This is a genomic window from Candidatus Pantoea multigeneris (assembly GCF_011752615.1).
In the GTDB taxonomy this organism is placed as follows: domain Bacteria; phylum Pseudomonadota; class Gammaproteobacteria; order Enterobacterales; family Enterobacteriaceae; genus Pantoea; species Pantoea multigeneris.
The window spans coordinates 1223168-1241989 of record NZ_VWXF01000001.1; the positions used below are offsets into that span (position 1 = coordinate 1223168).

Below are 18822 nucleotides of genomic sequence, written 5' to 3' on the forward strand. Positions count from 1 at the left end.
GTTAAAAGACAACTATGACTTCACTCTCACGTATTCAGGCAATTAACTGGAACCGAATTCAGGACGATAAAGATCTTGAAGTGTGGAACCGTCTGACCACCAACTTCTGGCTACCGGAAAAGGTGCCGTTGTCCAACGATCTGCCCGCGTGGCAGTCGCTGGATAAACAGCAACAGCAGCTGACGATCCGGGTGTTTACCGGTCTGACCCTGCTGGATACCATCCAGAACGTGATTGGTGCGCCGGGCCTGATGCCCGATGCACAGACACCCCATGAAGAAGCGGTGCTGTCGAACATCAGCTTTATGGAAGCGGTACACGCACGCTCTTACAGCTCCATCTTCTCAACGCTGTGTAACACCAGCGACGTTGACGCTGCGTACCAGTGGAGCGAAGAGAATGGCCCGCTGCAGAATAAAGCGCGCATTGTGCTGGAGCACTATCAGGCTGATGACCCGCTGAAGAAGAAGATCGCCAGCGTGTTCCTGGAATCGTTCCTGTTCTACTCCGGTTTCTGGTTACCGATGTACTGGTCAAGCCGCGGTAAGTTGACCAACACCGCCGACCTGATTCGCCTGATCATTCGCGATGAAGCGGTTCACGGCTACTACATTGGCTACAAGTACCAGCTCGCGCTGGAAAAAGAGAGTGATGAGCGTAAAGAAGAGCTGCAACAGTTTGCTGTTGAGCTGCTGCTGGCGCTGTACGAGAACGAGCTGGAGTACACCGACGCGCTGTATGCGGATGTGGGCTGGGCGGACGAGGTAAAAACCTTCCTGCACTACAATGCCAACAAAGCCTTAATGAACCTCGGTTACGATGCGCTGTTCCCGGGTGAAATGACGGCGGTGAATCCAGCCATTTTAGCCTCACTGTCACCAAATGCAGATGAGAACCACGATTTCTTCTCAGGCTCCGGTTCCTCTTACGTAATGGGGAAAGCGGTTGAAACTGAAGACGAAGACTGGGATTTCTGACACATTTCTACGGGCCCTCAGTGGCCCGTTTTGCTTTACATCGCTTTCGCTTTTGCCCTTTTCAGGGTGAAATTCGCCTCAGATTACAAAAAAATTCATTTTTATTTCCCCGCACCTGATTCCGCCGCATCCCTTGTGAGCACTGGCTATATCGCTGTCAAGCTTTTCATCACCGTGCCTAATTATCCGCAACAAGGGTTGTCAAATAATCTCAGTCTGCTACGGTAATGTCAGCTCAAATTTAACCGGACTACACATAAGAAACAGCCACTAATTTAGTTTAACCAGGAATTCATCACTGCATGGCAATTAAACTCGAAGTAAAAAACCTGTATAAAATATTCGGGGACAACCCCGATCGCGCTTTTAAATATATTGAACGTGGCGAAGGAAAAGAGAAAATTCTGGAGAAAACCGGACTTTCCCTCGGCGTCAACAATGCCAGTCTGGCCATTGAAGAAGGCGAGATTTTCGTCATCATGGGGCTTTCCGGTTCAGGAAAATCAACCATGGTTCGCCTTCTCAATCGTCTGATAGAGCCCACCCGGGGCCAGGTGCTGATTGACGGTGTCGATATTGCCAAAATATCTGACAGCGAACTGCGTGAAGTACGTCGAAATAAAATCAGCATGGTATTCCAGTCCTTTGCACTCATGCCACATATGAACGTATTAAATAACACAGCCTTTGGCATGGAATTATCGGGCGTCGCACTGGAAACGCGTCAGGAAAAAGCGCTGGATGCACTGCGCCAGGTAGGGCTGGAAAAATATGCTCATGCTTATCCGGATGAACTTTCTGGCGGCATGCGTCAGCGTGTTGGATTAGCCCGCGCGCTGGCGATTAATCCCGATATATTATTGATGGATGAAGCCTTCTCTGCGCTCGATCCCCTTATCCGTACCGAGATGCAAGATGAGCTGGTGAAATTACAGTCCCGTCATCAGCGCACCATCGTATTTATCTCCCACGATCTCGATGAAGCCATGCGTATTGGCGATCGCATCGCCATCATGCAGGGTGGCGAAGTGGTTCAGGTGGGTACACCTGATGAGATCCTCAATAACCCTGCCAATGACTACGTGCGCACCTTCTTCCGTGGCGTTGATATCAGCCATGTGTTCAGTGCGAAAGATATTGCCCGCCGCAGTGCCACTGCGCTGATCCGCAAAGCCGCAGGTTTCGGCCCACGCTCTGCCATCAAGCTGTTGCAGGACGAAGACCGGGAGTATGGCTACGTACTGGAGAAGCAAAAGTTTGTTGGCGTGGTGTCAACCGACTCCCTCAAAGCCGCACTGGCGGCTGGCGAAGGACTGGATAGCGCCCTACTCGAGTCACCCGCAGTGGTGCCTGCTGAAACCTCGCTCAATGAACTCCTGTCCCACGTTGCGCAGGCACCTTATGCCGTGCCCGTGATTGGCGAAGAGCATGAGTACATTGGGGTGATTTCAAAAAGCACGTTGTTGCGTGCGCTAGACCGTGAGGGGGCAGAACAATGACCGAACAAACCAGCAATCCGTGGGGCGATATCACGACGCCAGATGCCAGCAGCACTACGCCATCCACCAGTAACGATCCGTGGGGTGCCGCACCAGACGCCTCGCAGGCAACCACCAGCCATGCGACGACGCAGGCTGCCAGTAGCAGCGACGCATGGGGATCGCCAACCGGCGATGCCGCCAGCAACAGCGCTGACAGCTGGCTCAACAGTGCGCCAGCCCCGCAGGCTGAACACTTTAATATCATGGACCCGTTCCACAAAACCTGGATCCCTCTCGACCACTGGGTTACCCATGGCATCGATTGGGTGGTTAACCACTTCCGTCCGCTGTTCCAGGCGATTCGTACGCCGGTCGATGTGATCCTGAGTGCGTTCCAGCACGCCCTGACCAGCCTGCCCTCTCCAGTGGCGATTGTGCTGTTTGCCCTGATCGCCTGGCAAATGGCCAGCCCGGCTATGGGTATCGCCACGCTGGTCTCCCTGGTGTTGATTGGCGCGATTGGAGCCTGGTCACAGGCAATGGTGACGCTGGCGCTGGTGCTGACGGCTCTGCTGTTCTGCGTGGTGATCGGCCTGCCGCTGGGCATCTGGCTGGCGCGCAGTGAGCGCGCTGCCCGAATCATCCGGCCACTGTTGGATGCAATGCAAACCACGCCTGCGTTTGTCTATCTGGTGCCGATTGTCATGCTGTTTGGCATCGGTAACGTACCGGGCGTGGTCGTGACCATCATCTTTGCACTGCCGCCGATTGTCCGCCTGACCATTCTGGGCATTAAGCAAGTGCCTGCCGACCTGATCGAGGCCAGTGAGTCCTTTGGTGCCAGCCCGCGTCAGATGCTGTTTAAAGTCCAGTTGCCGTTGGCGATGCCAACCATTATGGCCGGGATAAACCAGACGCTGATGCTGGCGCTGTCGATGGTGGTTATCGCCTCGATGATCGCCGTTGGCGGTCTGGGTCAGATGGTATTGCGCGGTATTGGTCGCCTGGATATGGGCCTGGCGACCGTGGGTGGTGTCGGCATCGTTATTCTCGCGATTATCCTCGATCGATTAACGCAATCCATCGGACGCGACAAGCGCAGCCGTGGTAATTGCCGCTGGTATCACACCGGTCCACTGGGACTGCTCTTACGCCCTTTGCGTAAAAACTGATCGACGGCGGCACTGCGGTGCCGCCCCCCTCCTCTTACACAACAATAAGGAACGACTATGCGCAAGACAGCTCTGATTGTCGCCACTCTCGCCACCTTTACGGCTTCCCACAGCTTTGCCGCCGATCTCCCTGGCAAAGGCATCACCGTACAGCCGGTGATGAGCACCATCGCAGAAGAAACTTTTCAGACTCTGATCGTCAGCCGTGCGCTGGAGAAACTGGGTTATACCGTGAACAAGCCAGACGAAGTGGATTACAACGTTGGCTACACCTCTATTGCCTCTGGCGATGCAACTTTTACCGCCGTGAACTGGCAGCCGCTGCATGACGACATGTACAGCGCCGCCGGTGGCGATCAGAAGTTATATCGCGAGGGGGTCTACGTGACCGGTGCCGCACAGGGTTACCTGATTGATAAGAAAACGGCGGAAAAATACCACATCACCAATATTGACCAGTTAAAAGATCCCAAAATTGCCAAACTGTTCGACAGCAATGGCGATGGTAAAGCGGACCTTACCGGCTGTACCCCTGGCTGGGGCTGTGAAACGGTGATCAGCCATCAGGTTCAGGCCTACGGTTTGAGCAACACCGTTGAGGCTAACATGGGTAACTACTCGGCGATGGTTGCCGATGTCCTGGCGCGTTACAAACAGGGCAAACCGGTGCTGTACTATACCTGGACACCTTACTGGTTAAGCGATGTGTTAAAACCAGGACGCGATGTTGTCTGGCTGCAAGTGCCCTTCTCTTCTCTGCCGGGCGCACAGTCTAAGGTGGATACCAAACTGCCAAACGGTGCCAACTATGGCTTCCCGGTCAATGTAATGCGCATCGTGGCGAATAAAGCCTGGGCTGAGAAAAACCCGGCCGCCGCGAAGCTGTTCGCCGAGATGAAACTGCCTCTGACGGATATCAATGCGGAAAATGCCGCAATGCGTAATGGTCAGAATTCCGAAGCGGCGATCAATGCTCACGTTGATGGCTGGATCAAAGCGCACCAGGCGCAGTTTAATCAGTGGATTCAAGACGCTGAAGCCGCAGCCAAATCATAATTGAGTGAAATTAATCACGGACGCCATCGCGTCCGTGATGCCCGCCATCCCCTGCCAACACATCTGTTCACTGGTTTGTCCTGTTAATTAAATCAACCGGGAAATAGTTTTTTGAGTTACTATTCCCGCATCATGATTATTCGCATTCACTATTTCCTATGAAAGCAACAAGACATGGCCTAAATCCAGCGCTGGTATTACTGATGTCACTGGCGACCGGACTTTCCGTTGCCAGTAACTATTATGTACAGCCACTCCTTAGCACCATCGCCCACTATTTTGGCCTCTCTTTTAGTCTTGCGGGTTTCATTGTTACCACTGCCCAGTTAGGTTATGCCCTGGGTCTGCTACTGCTGGTCCCGCTGGGGGATATGCTTGATCGACGCGGGTTGATCGTCAGTATGACCCTGCTCGCCGCTGGCGGAATGGTGATTACCGCCACCTCAAACTCTCTGTCAATGATGCTCATCGGCACCGTGATTACCGGCCTGTTCTCCGTGGTGGCACAAATTCTGGTGCCGCTGGCCGCGACGCTTGCTGCGCCAGAGAAGCGCGGGAAAGTGGTGGGTACTGTGATGAGCGGACTGCTGTTGGGCATTTTGCTGGCGCGTACTGCTGCTGGTGGCCTGGCACAGTTGGGCGGCTGGCGTGCCGTTTACTGGACGGCCAGTGTATTAATGGTATTGATGGCTCTGGCCCTGTGGCGCTTTTTACCTCGCGTGCCGAAGCAATCGGTTTCCCTGAACTATTTCCAGCTGCTTGGCACGATTTTCCGTCTGTACGCCAGCAAACGGGTGTTACAGACTCGCGCCTTCACCGGCTGCCTCTCCTTTGCCAACTTCAGCGTGTTCTGGACGTCATTGGCCTTTTTGCTCTCTGCCCCACCGTATAACTATAACGAAGCAGAAATCGGCCTGGTTGGATTGGTTGGCGCCGCAGGCGCACTGGCCGCTCGCCAGGCAGGTAGCCTTGCTGATAAGGGCAAAGCCAAACTCACCACCAGCGGCGGGTTGGCCGTAATGCTGATTTCCTGGGGTGCGATTGCTCTGGGCGCGCATTCACTGGTGGCACTGATTATTGGTGTGCTGCTGCTGGATCTCGCCGTGCAAGGCGTTCACATCACTAACCAGAGTGTGATCTATGGCCTGATGCCGGAAGCACGTAATCGCCTCAATGCCGGTTACATGACCAGCTACTTTATTGGTGGTGCCGTGGGTTCACTGATCTCCGCCAATGCATTCCATCTGGCAGGCTGGTACGGCGTGTGTGCTGCTGGCGTGCTGATGACGCTGCTCAACATCATTATCTGGTGGTGCGGCCACCGCTTCGAAAGTGTTGGGAAAGCGTAAAGATGCATGACAGCCATGAGATGCGGCTGTTCATCCCGGTTTGAGTTTGTTATGGTTAGCAGGGTACTTATTCACTGACGTTATTTTTTCCCAAGAAACAATTTAGCAGGGAGAATGGTTTAACGTTGGTTTAAGGCAGGATGCTGAGGGGCTTAGCCGCCACAGCAAACAGGGTGCGTGACTGAAGCAGGACAATTCCCTGCCAGCTGCGCCTGATGATGGCATTGTGATCACCGCAACAATCGCGCAGCGTAAAAATGGCTACGCTGAACATGTCATTGTCGTTACTATATAAGTTGCAACTAATGAGGTTTTTTTAATGGAAAGTTCGTTTACTCCCATTGAGCATATGCTGAATATTCGCGCCAGCCGTCATAAAGAATTTCCATTACAGGAAATCTTATTGACGCGCCTCTGCATGCATATGCAGGGAAAATTGCTGGATAACCGCAATAAGATGTTAAAAGCACAGGGAATTAACGAAACTTTGTTCATGGCGCTGATCACCCTTGATGCGCAGGAAAACCAGAGCATTCAGCCTTCCGAGCTGAGCGCAGCCCTGGGTTCTTCGCGTACCAATGCGACCCGCATCGCCGATGAATTAGAGAAACGCGGCTGGATCGAACGCCGTGAAAGTGACAATGACCGTCGCTGCCTGCATTTGCATCTGACAGAAAAAGGCAACGAGTTCCTGCGCCAGCTACTGCCACCGCAGCATCAAAGCCTGCAATATCTGTGGTCTTCTCTCTCTGGTGATGAGCAAGCGCTGCTGGAAGGTCTGACCCGTAAATTACTTAATCGTCTGGATAAAATGGACGAAGATCAGGTTATCTCTAACCTGTCGCGCTAATAGCAAGAAGTGCGACACAATCACCTTCCGAAACCGCTATTTTAACTCCCCTTTTATCGCCAGCGTCCTGTGACGCTGGCTTTTCGATTCAGGACGTACACTGAAGGATCGGTGCACCCTGTCTCAGCGGAAAACGTGGAGAAGAACATGAGTGCAGCAGCGGAAACGCAGAGCGCCCAACAGCCAACACAGAAAAATAAAACGCGCAAAACGGCGTTATTCGTGCTGGCCTTGGTGTTCGTGCTGATTGGTATTGGATATCTGATTTACTGGTTCCTTGTACTGCGTCACTACCAGGATACCGACGATGCTTACGTTTCAGGTAACCAGGTGCAGGTCATGGCCCAGGTCTCCGGCAGCGTTAACAAAGTCTGGTTCGATAATACGGATCGGGTTAAGCAAGGCGATATTCTGGTATCGCTGGATAAAACCGATGCCGAACAAGCCTTTGAAAAAGCCCAAACCGCGCTGGCTACCAGTGTGCGTCAAACGCATCAGTTAATGATCAACGGCAAGCAGTATCAAGCCAGCATCGCGCTGCAAAAAACGGCACTCGATCAGGCCGAAGCTGACCTGAAACGCCGCATACCGCTGGGTGCTGCCAACCTGATTGGCCGTGAAGAACTGCAACACGCCCGTGATGCCGTTGCCACCGCACAAGCCCAGTACGACGTTGCCGTTCAGCAGTACAACGCGAACCAGGCAATGATCCTCAATACCTCGCTGGAAAATCAGCCTGCGGTTCAGCAAAGCGCTGCGGCACTGCGTGATGCCTGGCTGGCACTGCAACGTACCGACATCCGCAGTTCGACGGATGGCTATGTGTCACGTCGTAGCGTGCAGGTCGGTTCACAAATCACCCCGAGCACCGCGTTGCTGGCCGTCGTGCCTGCTAACGGCTTGTGGGTCGATGCGAACTTCAAAGAGACCCAGTTAGCGGATGTCCGCATTGGTCAGAGCGCCACTGTCGTGAGCGATCTGTACGGTGATGATGTGGTCTATCACGGCAAAGTGGTTGGCCTTGATATGGGCACCGGCAGCGCCTTCTCGCTGTTGCCAGCACAGAACGCCACCGGTAACTGGATCAAAGTCGTCCAGCGTCTGCCGGTACGTATTGAACTGGATGCCAAAGAAGTCGCCGAACACCCGCTGCGTATTGGTCTTTCGACCCTGGTCACGGTAGATACCGCAGAGAAAGGTGGCGCAGCACTGGCGACCAGCATCCGCCAGCAACCGGCTTATCAGAGCAACGCACTGGCCATCGATTTAGCGCCGGTTAATCAGCTGATCGCTGATATCGTGCGTGCCAATGCCGGGTAACAACGCGGAGGCTGTCATGGGACAAAAACCACTTGAAGGTATGCCGCTGGTCTTAATGACCATTGCCCTGTCGCTGGCAACCTTTATGCAGGTGCTGGACTCGACCATCGCCAACGTGGCTATCCCCACCATCGCCGGTAACCTCGGTGCCTCGAACTCTCAGGGCACCTGGGTGATCACCTCGTTTGGGGTAGCGAATGCTATCTCCATTCCGATCACCGGCTGGCTGGCAAAACGCATTGGTGAGGTCAGGCTTTTCACCTGGGCAACGATTCTGTTTGCCATTGCTTCGTGGGCCTGTGGGATGGCCGACAGCCTGCCGATGCTGATCTTTTTCCGTATTCTGCAGGGGGTGGTGGCCGGGCCGCTAATCCCGCTCTCCCAAAGCTTGTTACTGAGTAACTATCCTCCGGCAAAACGCAGCGTCGCCCTGTCACTGTGGGCGATGACGGTGATTGTCGCGCCCATTTGTGGGCCGATTCTCGGAGGCTGGATCAGCGACAACTATCACTGGGGCTGGATCTTCTTTATCAACGTGCCGATCGGTGCGGTGGTGGTGATGCTGACGCTGCAAACGCTGCGCGGTAGAGAGACGCAAACCCAGCAGCAGCCCATTGATGTGGTAGGCCTGGTTCTGCTGGTGTTGGGCATTGGCTGTTTGCAGGTGATGCTCGACCGCGGTAAAGAGCTCGACTGGTTCAGCTCGCCGGAGATCGTCATTCTCACGGTGGTGTCGGTGGTGTCACTCTGTTTCCTGCTGGTGTGGGAACTGACGGACGATCACCCGATTGTCGATTTGTCGCTGTTTAAAATGCGCAACTTTACCATCGGCTGCCTCTCCATCAGCCTGGCCTATATGCTCTACTTCGGCTCGATAGTCCTGTTGCCGCAGCTGTTGCAGGAGGTATATGGCTACACCGCCACCTGGGCCGGGTTGGCTTCGGCACCCGTCGGGATCATTCCGGTGATCCTGTCGCCGATCATCGGTCGCTTCTCGCACAAGCTGGATATGCGCCACCTGGTCACTTTTAGCTTCATTATGTATGCCGTGTGCTTCTACTGGCGCGCGTATACCTTTGAGCCGGGAATGGATTTTGGTGCCTCAGCGTGGCCGCAGTTTATTCAGGGCTTTGCCGTGGCTTGCTTCTTCATGCCATTGACGGCCATTACCCTTTCCGGCTTACCACCACAGCGTCTGGCGGCGGCTTCCAGCCTGTCGAACTTTGTGCGTACGCTGGCGGGTTCAATTGGCACCTCGATTTCGACCACGTTGTGGACCGATCGCGAGTCACTGCATCACAGTCATTTTGCTGAAGCGGTAAACCCGTTTAACCCGAACTCGCAGCAGATGTACCAACAGCTGGAAGGGATGGGCATGTCGCAGCAGCAGGCGTCGGCTTATATCGCCCAGCAGATCACCAATCAGGGGCTGATTATCTCCGCTAATGAGATTTTCTGGATCTCAGCCGCGGTGTTCCTGGCATTGTTGGTGCTGGTCTGGTTCGCCCGACCACCGTTTGGTGCCGGTGCGGGCGGAGGAGGGGGCGGAGGCGCTCACTAGCCATAGCAATAAAAAAAGCCCGCCGGGGAAACCAGGCGGGCTTTTTATTTTCTTACCGGACTCAGGCGTTTTGACGCCACCATTCGGCCAGCAGTACGCCAGTTGCTACCGATACGTTCAGGCTCTCAACGCGCCCGGTACCACCGATAGACAGGCTCATATCACCCTGCTGGAAAGTCGAGTCGGACAGGCCTTCACGTTCCTGACCCAGTACCAGAACCATTTTCGCCGGCAGTTGTGCCTGCGCCAGCGGTGTACCCTGGTGACTTGAGGTGGTTACGATGGTGTAACCCGCGCGACGGAACGCTTCCAGACCTTCAGCAAACGATTCACCGCTGATGGCTTTAACGTGCTCAGCACCGCCTTCGGCAGTACGTACCGCAGCACCTGATTCCAGCAAGGACGCATCGTTAACCAGCAGGCCTTTCACACCGAAGTGTGCGCAGCTACGCATGATGCCGCCAAGGTTGTGTGGGTTGCTCACGTCTTCCAGTGCCAGCACACAATCTTTCTCGTCTGCCTGCGCCAGCCAGTCGCTGACCGCCATACCCAGACGTTTTTTAATAATGAAGCACACGCCGCCATGGTGTTCAGTCCCTGACGCTTTTGCCAGCTCATCATCATTCACTACGTGATAAGCCTTGCGGTTCGCCGCCATCCAGCGCAGCGCTTCACGGAAGCGAGGCGTGACGCTCTGCACAAACCAGGCGCGCACAATGCTTTCCGGGCGATGCTGGAACAGTGCCTGACAGGCGTTTTCACCGTATACGCGCGTCTCTTCCTGACGCTGACGGCGAATCTGTTCTGGATCAACGATGTGGCGTGGTGCTTCCTGAACTTCAGAGGTCGCTTCGTCACTTGGGGCGCGTGACACGGTACGCCACGGTGAATCACCGCGTGAACCACGGAAATCATCACTGCTACGTGACTTGCGTGCATCATCACCTGAGCGTGATTTGCGGAAATCATCGCCATTACGTGGCTTGCGGGAGTCATCGCCAGATGCACGACGCGGCTTTTCCTGACGCTCTGCCGGGCGGCCACCTTTACCGGTTCGCGGATTCTGGCCACCAGGACGCTGTGCCTCCTCTTCGCGCACGTACATCACTCTGACTTTACCGCTTTTACCTTTAAATTCGTCGTTCATCTGTTCCTCCTGCATTGAGAGCGCGCAGATTACCTGATGTCCCGGCGCTTAGCTATCAACTATTGAACCTATCGGGCGTTACCGATTGAGACTCTGCAGCAACCCTTTCATAATGAGTCGTATTTCTGTTAACTCTACCAATCTTTTGAGGTGTGTATGAATACGGTATGTGCCTCCTGTCAGGCAACCAATCGCGTCCCGGAAGCGCGCGTTGCCGATGGGGCAAAATGCGGACGCTGCGGCACTACGCTGTTTACCGGCGAAGTGGTGAATGCAACAGCGGAGACGCTGGATAAATACCTGCAGGATGACCTGCCCGTGGTGATCGATTTTTGGGCCCCCTGGTGTGGACCTTGCGTGAACTTCGCCCCGATTTATCAGGACACTGCTTTAGAGCGTAGTGGGAAAGTACGATTCATTAAAGTGAATACCGAAGACCAGCCCGCATTGAGCCAACGTTTCCGTATTCGCAGCATTCCCACCATCATGTTGTTCAAACAGGGCAAACTGGTGGACACGCTAGGCGGGGCAATGCCGAAAGCACCGTTCAACCAATGGCTTGACGAGTCACTGTAATCCCCTGCGCCAGTGCTAAAACCGGGCTTTTCCTTTTCATCGGGCTTTGGTTTACACTGGCGTTTTTATTGCCAGGTTTCACCGTTTCATGTCTGAAAATGCCGTTTTGCGCCTGCGTGCCCAACGCCTTGCGCGCGCTACTCGCCCATTCCTTGCCCGAGGTAATCGCGTTATTCGCTGTCAGGGTTGCCTGTTACCGCGAAAAAGTTGCCTGTGCGCGACGATTCATCCACAGCCTGCACGTAACCGTTTTTGTCTGGTGATGTTCGACACTGAACCGATGAAACCCAGCAATACCGGACGCTTAATTGCCGATATCCTGCCGGATACGCTGGCGTTTGGCTGGTCACGGACCGAACCCGATCCCGCGCTGCTGGCCGCCGTCGCCGATCCCGCCTGGCAGCCCGTGGTGGTGTTCCCAGCCTCCTATGCCGATGCCGGGCGGCCGGTGCATTTTTCTCCGCCGCGTGAAGGCAAACCACTGCTGTTTATTATGCTCGACGGCACCTGGACCGAAGCGCGTAAAATGTTCCGCAAAAGCCCGTGGCTCGACGGTTTTCCGGTGATGTCGCTGAATGTCACCACGCCTTCCCGTTACACCCTGCGTGAAGCCCACGGTGAGGGGCAGCACTGTACCGCCGAAGTGGCCGCAGAGTTACTGGCGCAGGCTGGCGATCAGCAGGCGGCAACCGCGCTACATCAGCACTTTGAACAGTTCCGCCATGCGTATCTGGCTGGAAAACCGCATCACCCGATACATCAGCAGGAAAATCACCCCGAAAACGGGTAAACTTTCGCTAATTTCAGGGTGACGGAGCGAAAGATGAGTCAGCGCGGTCTGGAAGCATTGCTAAGGCCAAAATCCATTGCGGTGATAGGTGCCTCAGTAAAAACGGGCAGAGCCGGTTATTTCATGATGCGTAACCTGCTGGCTGGCGGCTTTAGTGGGCCAGTCATGCCGGTAACACCCAAATATAAAGCCGTCAATGGCGTACTGGCCTGGCCCGATATTGCCAGCCTGCCTTTTGCTCCCGATCTCGCCATTATTTGCACCCATGCGCGGCGCAATCTGGAGCTGTTGCAGCAGTTAGGTGAAAAAGGCTGTAAAGCCTGCATTATTCTCTCCGCGCCCGCCAGCCAGCTTGAAGAACTCAAAGCCACTGCCAGCCAGTGGCAAATTCGCCTGCTCGGCCCGAACAGTCTTGGCCTGCTCGCCCCGTGGCAAGGTCTGAACGCCAGCTTTTCCCCGGTGCCCATCGCTAAAGGCCGGTTGGCTTTTATCTCGCAGTCCGCCTCGGTCTCCAATACCATTCTCGACTGGGCGCAGCAGCGTAACCTTGGTTTTTCCTGGTTTATCGCCCTTGGGGATAGCCTGGATATCTCCGTCGATGAGCTACTGGATTTCCTCGCGCGTGACGGCAAAACCAGCGCGATTCTGCTCTATCTTGAACATCTTGATGATGCACGTCGCTTCGTGTCTGCGGCGCGCAGTGCCTCACGTAATAAACCTATATTGGTGATCAAGAGTGGGCGAAGTCTCGCCTCACAGCTGCTGCTTGGCACTACGCCAGGGCTGGATGCCGCCTGGGATGCCGCCATTCAACGCGCCGGCATGCTGCGCGTGCAGGACACCCACGAGCTATTTTCTGCCGTAGAGTCGTTGAGCCACATGCGCCCGCTGCGGGGTGAACGTCTGATGATCATCAGTAACGGGGCCGCACCTGCGGCGCTGGCGCTGGATGAACTGCATGCGCGTAATGGTCGCCTGGCGACGTTAAACAGCGAAACCCTTAACAGCCTGAATGCTTTGCTGCCAGAAGGGTGCGGTCAGGGTAATCCACTGGATCTGAAAGATGACGCCACGCCTGAACGCTATGCTGCCTGCGTTGAAATACTGCTGAACAGCCATGACCTGGATGCGCTAATGATTATTCATGCGCCGAGCGCCGTGGCACCCGCCAGTGAAACCGCTGAGAAGCTGATCGAGGCTATCCAGCGCCACCCCCGAGGCAAACAGGTGACGTTGCTCACCAACTGGTGTGGTGAGTCCTCTTCTCTGCCTGCACGTCGCGCCTTTACTCAGGCGGGGATCCCCACCTGGCGAACCCCGGAGGGGACAGTCACCGCCTTTATGCACCAGGTGGAGTATCGTCGTAACCAGCATCTGCTGCGTGAAACACCAGCGCTCCCCCTCCATCTGACGCAAAACAGCAGTGAAGCACATCAGCTGATCCAACAAGCGTTGGATCGCGGTATCACTACGCTCGATACGCACGAAGTCCAGCCCGTACTTCAGGCTTATGGCCTCGCCACACTGCCCACCTGGATTGCCAGTGATAGCCAGCAGGCCGCCGAAATTGCAGAACAGATTGGCTTCCCCGTGGCACTGAAACTGCGCTCGCCTGACATCATGCATAAATCTGAGGTGCAGGGGGTGATGCTCTATCTGCGCAATGCGGCGGAAGTTACCCAGGCAGCCGATGCGATTATCGATCGCGTACGCCTGGCACAGCCGGAAGCGCAAATTGATGGCTTACTGGTGCAAAGCATGGCGAACCGCGCAGGTGCGCAGGAATTACGTGTGGTGGTTCAGCAAGATCCGCTGTTTGGCCCGGTCATTTTACTGGGGGAAGGTGGCGTTGAGTGGGAAGCAGAGCGCCAGGCCGCTGTTGCCCTACTCCCTTTGAACATGACGCTGGCGCGTTATCTGGTGATGCAGGCGATTAACAGCGGCAAAATTCGCAGCCGCAGTGCGCTAATGCCGCTGGATATTGCCGCCCTCAGCCAGCTATTGGTACAGGTTTCCACGCTGGCGGTCGACCGGCCAGAAATTCAGCGCCTTGACATTCACCCGCTACTGGCTGCCGGGCGCGAATTCACCCTTCTGGATGTGACTCTGACCCTGGCACCGTTTAGTGGCGACAATGAAGCCCGCCTTGCTATCCGCCCTTATCCGCACCATCTGGAAGAGCGGGTAACGCTGAAAGATGGCCAGCACTGTCTGTTCCGTCCCATTTTGCCGGAAGATGAACCCCTGCTGCGTGACTTTATTGGTCAGGTCACGAAAGAGGATCTCTACTATCGCTACTTTAGTGAGATCAATGAATTCACCCATGAAGATTTGGCCAATATGACCCAAATCGATTATGACCGTGAGATGGCGATTGTTGCCGTACGTGAGTTCCAGGGACAGCCGCAGATCATTGGCGTAACCCGCGCAATCTCCGATGCCGATAACATCGATGCGGAGTTCTCCGTGCTGGTCCGGTCGGATCTCAAAGGTTTAGGCATGGGCAGACGGTTACTGGAAAAGATGATTCGCTATACGCACGATCATGGCCTGCAACAATTGAATGGTATCACTATGTTGCACAATAACGGCATGATTGCGCTGGCGCGAAAACTCAACTTTTCCGTTGGGATTCAAATTGATGAAGGGATTGTCAGCCTGAATCTGCCGCTACAAACCACCGCGGCAATCCCCTGTAGAGAAAGGTAAAATTCTCACCTACTGGCTGAGATGATGTTAATATTTGAAGTTATAGTCATGAATTTGATGGCAAAAGGCCATGCAATGAACAGAGAAGAAGCGCATTGTGATGTTGACTAAATTTAGACGTAATAAACACCAACAGCACTTGGCGCAACTGCCAAAACTGTCACAATCCGTTGCGGATGTGTCGACACTCTACTCACCAGCAGAGTTTCGCGACACCCTGCTGGCGAAAATTGCTGCCGCAACCCAGCGTATCAGCATCGTTGCGCTGTATCTTGAGAATGATGATGCTGGCCGCAGTGTGCTCAATGCCCTGTATGCGGCGAAACAGGCACGCCCAGAGTTAGACATCTCTATCTGCGTAGACTGGCATCGTGCCCAGCGCGGGCGTATTGGTGCAGCCCGAACGGCAACCAACGCTGACTGGTATTGTGAGATGGCTCAGCAGCACCCAGGACTGGAAATTCCCGTCTATGGTATTCCGGTGAACACCCGTGAAGCGCTGGGCGTACTGCACCTGAAAGGCTTTATTATTGATGATACGCTGTTCTACAGTGGCGCGAGTCTGAATGATGTTTATCTGCATCAGCATCAACGCTACCGTTATGACCGTTATCAACTGATCCGTAACGCCAAACTCGCGGATACCATGTTCGACTGGATCAACGAAAACCTGAAAAAAGCCGAAGCGGTTAATCGCCTCGATCAGGTAAGTCGACCTTCCAGCCTGGAAATCAAAAATGAAACCCGACAGTTCCGTCAGGATTTGCGCAGCTTCAATTATCAGTTCGCGGCTGATGGCGATAACGAGAGCCTGGCGGTTACGCCGCTGGTAGGCCTTGGCAAACGTAGCCTGCTGAATAAAACCATTTTCCACCTCATCCCGTGTACTGAAGAACGGCTGACGATCTGCACCCCTTACTTCAATCTGCCGGCGGTGCTAGTGCGTAGCATTATCCATTTACTGCGCAGCGGAAAATCAGTGGAGATCATTGTGGGGGATAAAACCGCCAATGACTTCTACATCCCGCCTGAAGAGCCGTTTAAAGTTATTGGTGCCCTGCCCTATTTGTATGAAATTAATCTGCGCCGTTTTCTCAGCCGTTTGCAGTACTACATGGATAACGGCCAGCTTACTATGCGTCTGTGGAAAGACGGGGAAAACAGTTATCACCTGAAAGGCATCTGGGTAGATGATGAGTGGACGCTGATCACCGGAAATAACCTTAATCCGCGCGCATGGCGACTGGACCTGGAAAATGCAGTACTCATCCATGATCCGCAAAAACAGCTTGTAGAACAGCGTGCGCGTGAACTGGAACTGATCCGCACTCATACCCGCGTTGTGCAGCATTTCCGTGAACTGGAAAGCATTTCTGACTACCCGGCTAAAGTGCGTAAACTGATTCGTCGTATGCGCCGTATTCGTGTTGATCGCATTATCAGCCGTATTCTTTGACCGCGAGGGCATAACCATGCGCATCCTGATACTCGGCTGTATCTGTCTGTGTAGTGGTTGTGCCCATACCGCGAATGATAGCTGGACCGGTAAAGACAAAGCAGAACACTTTATTGCCTCGGCCGCACTTGCCGCTGCAGGCAGTAAATTTGCACAGCATCAGCATCTCAATACCCGCCAGAGCGCGACTTACGGACTGATGTTTTCGGTTTCATTAGGTGCCGCTAAAGAGGGCTGGGACAGCCGCCCGAGTGGCAGCGGCTGGAGTTGGAAAGATTTTAGCTGGGATATTGCCGGTGCAGCCACCGGCATGGCGCTATGGAATCTGAGCCAGCATTAAAGCTGTAATCCCTTGCCTTTGCGATGCAGTAACAGCGAAACGAAAAAGGCGACTGCACCCATCGCCGATACATACCAGAAGAAACTGGTTTCGATACCCGCATTTTTCAGCAACAGGGCGACGTATTCCGCCGAACCGCCAAATATCGCATTAGCAACCGCGTAAGAAAGACCCACACCCAATGCTCTGACCTGAGGCGGGAACATCTCTGCTTTCAGGATCCCACTGATCGAGGTGTAGAAGCTGGTGATCACCAATGCCAGCATCACCAGTAAGAAGGCCACCCAGTGATTATCGGCACTTTGCAGCAGCGTCAGAATCGGCACAGTACAAATTGCAGCGCCTGCACCAAAGATCAACATTGATCCACGGCGTCCAATTTTATCCGACAGAGCACCAATCAGCGGCTGCAACAGCATGAATACCAGCAGCGCACCGGTCATTAGACTACTGGCGGTTTTGGCATCCATACCGGCGGTATTGACCAGGTACTTCTGCATATAAGTGGTAAAGGTGTAAAAGCTCAGCGATCCACCGGCGGTGAAACCCAGTACCATCAGGAATGGACGCCAGTGATGACGCAGCAAACCAACAATACTGCCCGCTTCACGGTGTTCACGGCTGTTTTTATCCGAGGTTTCATTTAATGAGCGACGTAGCCAGACCGCTACAACGGCGAGCACAGCACCAAGCACGAAGGGAATACGCCATCCCCACTGACGAAGATCGGCATCGCTCAACAGGTTCTGCAAAATCACCACGGTCAGTACCGCTAAAAGTTGCCCCCCAATCAACGTGACATACTGGAATGAGGCGTAGAAACCTTTGCGCCCTTCCAGAGCCACCTCACTCATGTAGGTTGCGCTGGTGCCGTACTCTCCACCCACAGATAGCCCCTGGAACATGCGAGCCAGCAGCAGAATAACCGGTGCAGCAACACCAATGCTATCGAAACCGGGTAAGAACGCGATGACCAGCGATCCCAGACACATCATACAGACTGAAATCAGCATCGAGTTTTTACGGCCATGTCGGTCGGCAATATAACCAAACAGCCAGCCACCCACAGGGCGCATTAAGAAACCTGCCGCAAAGATGCCAGCGGTTTGCAGTAACTGTGTGGTGGTATCCCCTTTAGGGAAGAAGATATGAGCAAAATAGAGGGAGAAGAATGAGTAAACGTAAAAATCGAACCACTCAACCAGGTTACCTGATGATGCACCTACTATCGCCCAGATCCGCTGTTTAACGTCTTGCCCGCTCTGCGGCGGTGCGATGTTTGCTTGCTTTATTGTCATTGTAAAACCTCTTTTCCTTGCTGCTAAGCAGCGTAAAGCATTGAGGGAACGTCTCAATGGCGGCACAAAGATGACCGCAGGCTAAACATATTACAGAATGTTATTGATAGAGATAGGATTTCTGCTTTTTTATGCAGATATATGACAGAAGATCTGCAACAAGCCGGGAAATTGCGACTAAATGATGGGCAATAACGGCCGTTTTCTGCACGGTTCTCCACATTTACGGGCCGGTTTTCCGGCAGAACCACGCTTTTTGCACAACCCCGATCAGTTTGGGAGGTGGATTTACGCTGTTATCACCCCATCTGTTGTGCTGTACAGCCCGGTTTGCATTCCGGAATAAGGGTTTTAAACACCGCAAACGCAAAAAACCCCTGTCTTTCGACAGGGGTTCTCGCTTATTTGATGCCTGGCAGTTCCCTACTCTCGCATGGGGAGACCCCACACTACCATCGGCGCTACGGCGTTTCACTTCTGAGTTCGGCATGGGGTCAGGTGGGACCACCGCGCTAAAGCCGCCAGGCAAATTCTGTTATTCACGCCGTTACCTTACTTCCGTAACCACGCAAACCAATCCGTTCGAACAAAGCTGAAAATCTACTGCGTCTCTTCAAAAACGCCTCTGGCGTTGTAAGGTTAAGCCTCACGGGTCATTAGTACCGGTTAGCTCAATGCATCGCTGCACTTACACATCCGGCCTATCAACGTCGTAGTCTTCAACGTCCCTTCAGGACTCT

Annotated in this window: 15 protein-coding genes and 2 rRNA genes; 13 read left to right on the forward strand and 4 right to left on the reverse strand. The window is 54.1% G+C overall.

Features of this window, described 5'->3' with window-relative positions; genetic code table 11:
- Nucleotides 1-14: 14 nt before the first annotated feature.
- The 8 genes from nrdF to emrB all read left to right on the forward strand — a co-directional run bounded on the left by nrdF (nt 15) and on the right by emrB (nt 9766).
- Entirely contained in the window at nt 15-977 is a 963-nt protein-coding gene (gene nrdF, locus F3J40_RS05595) for a class 1b ribonucleoside-diphosphate reductase subunit beta (RefSeq protein ID WP_167012888.1), read from the forward strand.
- Between the two features lie 302 nt (nt 978-1279).
- Nucleotides 1280-2476: a glycine betaine/L-proline ABC transporter ATP-binding protein ProV gene (gene proV / locus F3J40_RS05600; protein WP_167012889.1), complete on the forward strand. Its 1197-nt coding sequence runs from the start codon at nt 1280-1282 to the stop codon at nt 2474-2476.
- Nucleotides 2473-3630: a glycine betaine/L-proline ABC transporter permease ProW gene (proW, locus tag F3J40_RS05605; protein ID WP_167012890.1), complete on the forward strand. Its 1158-nt coding sequence runs from the start codon at nt 2473-2475 to the stop codon at nt 3628-3630. The genes proV and proW overlap by 4 nt, the downstream gene beginning before the upstream one ends.
- Nucleotides 3631-3687: 57 nt before the next feature.
- Complete coding sequence (gene proX, locus F3J40_RS05610; protein ID WP_167012891.1) at nt 3688-4686, forward strand: glycine betaine/L-proline ABC transporter substrate-binding protein ProX; 999 nt, start codon at nt 3688-3690, stop codon at nt 4684-4686.
- A gap of 158 nt (nt 4687-4844) precedes the next feature.
- The gene (locus F3J40_RS05615; protein WP_167012892.1) at nt 4845-6035 is read left to right on the forward strand and encodes an MFS transporter; all 1191 of its coding nucleotides are present in this window, start codon (nt 4845-4847) and stop codon (nt 6033-6035) included.
- Between the two features lie 319 nt (nt 6036-6354).
- Nucleotides 6355-6885, forward strand: coding sequence for a transcriptional repressor MprA (mprA, locus tag F3J40_RS05620; RefSeq protein WP_017349959.1), 531 nt, complete (start codon nt 6355-6357; stop codon nt 6883-6885).
- A gap of 147 nt (nt 6886-7032) precedes the next feature.
- Nucleotides 7033-8205 (forward strand): multidrug efflux MFS transporter periplasmic adaptor subunit EmrA, encoded by a 1173-nt coding sequence (gene emrA / locus F3J40_RS05625; protein ID WP_167012893.1) that lies wholly within the window; start codon nt 7033-7035, stop codon nt 8203-8205.
- Nucleotides 8195-9766: a multidrug efflux MFS transporter permease subunit EmrB gene (gene emrB, locus F3J40_RS05630; RefSeq protein WP_272947545.1), complete on the forward strand. Its 1572-nt coding sequence runs from the start codon at nt 8195-8197 to the stop codon at nt 9764-9766. The genes emrA and emrB overlap by 11 nt, the downstream gene beginning before the upstream one ends.
- A gap of 61 nt (nt 9767-9827) precedes the next feature.
- On the opposite strand, the gene F3J40_RS05635 is transcribed toward emrB, so the two are convergent.
- Entirely contained in the window at nt 9828-10913 is a 1086-nt protein-coding gene (locus tag F3J40_RS05635) for a tRNA/rRNA methyltransferase (protein WP_017349962.1), read from the reverse strand.
- 156 nt (nt 10914-11069) lie between these two features.
- Between F3J40_RS05635 and trxC the strand changes: the two genes are divergently transcribed.
- The 5 genes from trxC to F3J40_RS05660 all read left to right on the forward strand — a co-directional run bounded on the left by trxC (nt 11070) and on the right by F3J40_RS05660 (nt 16784).
- Complete coding sequence (trxC, locus tag F3J40_RS05640) at nt 11070-11489, forward strand: thioredoxin TrxC (protein WP_017349963.1); 420 nt, start codon at nt 11070-11072, stop codon at nt 11487-11489.
- Between the two features lie 88 nt (nt 11490-11577).
- Entirely contained in the window at nt 11578-12279 is a 702-nt protein-coding gene (locus F3J40_RS05645) for a tRNA-uridine aminocarboxypropyltransferase (RefSeq protein WP_167012894.1), read from the forward strand.
- 33 nt (nt 12280-12312) lie between these two features.
- Nucleotides 12313-14988 (forward strand): bifunctional acetate--CoA ligase family protein/GNAT family N-acetyltransferase, encoded by a 2676-nt coding sequence (locus tag F3J40_RS05650; RefSeq protein ID WP_017349965.1) that lies wholly within the window; start codon nt 12313-12315, stop codon nt 14986-14988.
- A gap of 100 nt (nt 14989-15088) precedes the next feature.
- Nucleotides 15089-16444, forward strand: a complete 1356-nt coding sequence (pssA, locus tag F3J40_RS05655) for a CDP-diacylglycerol--serine O-phosphatidyltransferase (RefSeq protein WP_167012895.1) — start codon at nt 15089-15091, stop codon at nt 16442-16444.
- A gap of 16 nt (nt 16445-16460) precedes the next feature.
- Nucleotides 16461-16784, forward strand: a complete 324-nt coding sequence (locus F3J40_RS05660) for a YfiM family lipoprotein (RefSeq protein WP_167012896.1) — start codon at nt 16461-16463, stop codon at nt 16782-16784.
- Here the strand turns inward: F3J40_RS05660 and F3J40_RS05665 are convergent.
- From F3J40_RS05665 to F3J40_RS05675, 3 genes are all read right to left on the reverse strand, one after another.
- Complete coding sequence (locus tag F3J40_RS05665; protein ID WP_167012897.1) at nt 16781-18082, reverse strand: MFS family transporter; 1302 nt, start codon at nt 18080-18082, stop codon at nt 16781-16783. The two genes, F3J40_RS05660 and F3J40_RS05665, sit on opposite strands and share 4 nt — an antisense overlap.
- Before the next feature lie 410 nt (nt 18083-18492).
- A 5S ribosomal RNA gene (rrf, locus tag F3J40_RS05670) occupies nt 18493-18608 on the reverse strand.
- Between the two features lie 109 nt (nt 18609-18717).
- Nucleotides 18718-18822, reverse strand: a 23S ribosomal RNA gene (locus F3J40_RS05675); the annotation flags it as partial.

What these genes read in the sequence shown, in the direction of transcription:
- nrdF (WP_167012888.1), top strand. Translation starts at nt 15, where the DNA reads ATGACTTCACTCTCACGTATTCAGGCAATTAACTGGAACCGAATTCAG.
- proV (WP_167012889.1), top strand. Translation starts at nt 1,280, where the DNA reads ATGGCAATTAAACTCGAAGTAAAAAACCTGTATAAAATATTCGGGGAC.
- proW (WP_167012890.1), top strand. Translation starts at nt 2,473, where the DNA reads ATGACCGAACAAACCAGCAATCCGTGGGGCGATATCACGACGCCAGAT.
- proX (WP_167012891.1), top strand. Translation starts at nt 3,688, where the DNA reads ATGCGCAAGACAGCTCTGATTGTCGCCACTCTCGCCACCTTTACGGCT.
- F3J40_RS05615 (WP_167012892.1), top strand. Translation starts at nt 4,845, where the DNA reads ATGAAAGCAACAAGACATGGCCTAAATCCAGCGCTGGTATTACTGATG.
- mprA (WP_017349959.1), top strand. Translation starts at nt 6,355, where the DNA reads ATGGAAAGTTCGTTTACTCCCATTGAGCATATGCTGAATATTCGCGCC.
- emrA (WP_167012893.1), top strand. Translation starts at nt 7,033, where the DNA reads ATGAGTGCAGCAGCGGAAACGCAGAGCGCCCAACAGCCAACACAGAAA.
- emrB (WP_272947545.1), top strand. Translation starts at nt 8,195, where the DNA reads ATGCCGGGTAACAACGCGGAGGCTGTCATGGGACAAAAACCACTTGAA.
- F3J40_RS05635 (WP_017349962.1), bottom strand. Translation starts at nt 10,913, where the DNA reads ATGAACGACGAATTTAAAGGTAAAAGCGGTAAAGTCAGAGTGATGTAC.
- trxC (WP_017349963.1), top strand. Translation starts at nt 11,070, where the DNA reads ATGAATACGGTATGTGCCTCCTGTCAGGCAACCAATCGCGTCCCGGAA.
- F3J40_RS05645 (WP_167012894.1), top strand. Translation starts at nt 11,578, where the DNA reads ATGTCTGAAAATGCCGTTTTGCGCCTGCGTGCCCAACGCCTTGCGCGC.
- F3J40_RS05650 (WP_017349965.1), top strand. Translation starts at nt 12,313, where the DNA reads ATGAGTCAGCGCGGTCTGGAAGCATTGCTAAGGCCAAAATCCATTGCG.
- pssA (WP_167012895.1), top strand. Translation starts at nt 15,089, where the DNA reads ATGTTGACTAAATTTAGACGTAATAAACACCAACAGCACTTGGCGCAA.
- F3J40_RS05660 (WP_167012896.1), top strand. Translation starts at nt 16,461, where the DNA reads ATGCGCATCCTGATACTCGGCTGTATCTGTCTGTGTAGTGGTTGTGCC.
- F3J40_RS05665 (WP_167012897.1), bottom strand. Translation starts at nt 18,082, where the DNA reads ATGACAATAAAGCAAGCAAACATCGCACCGCCGCAGAGCGGGCAAGAC.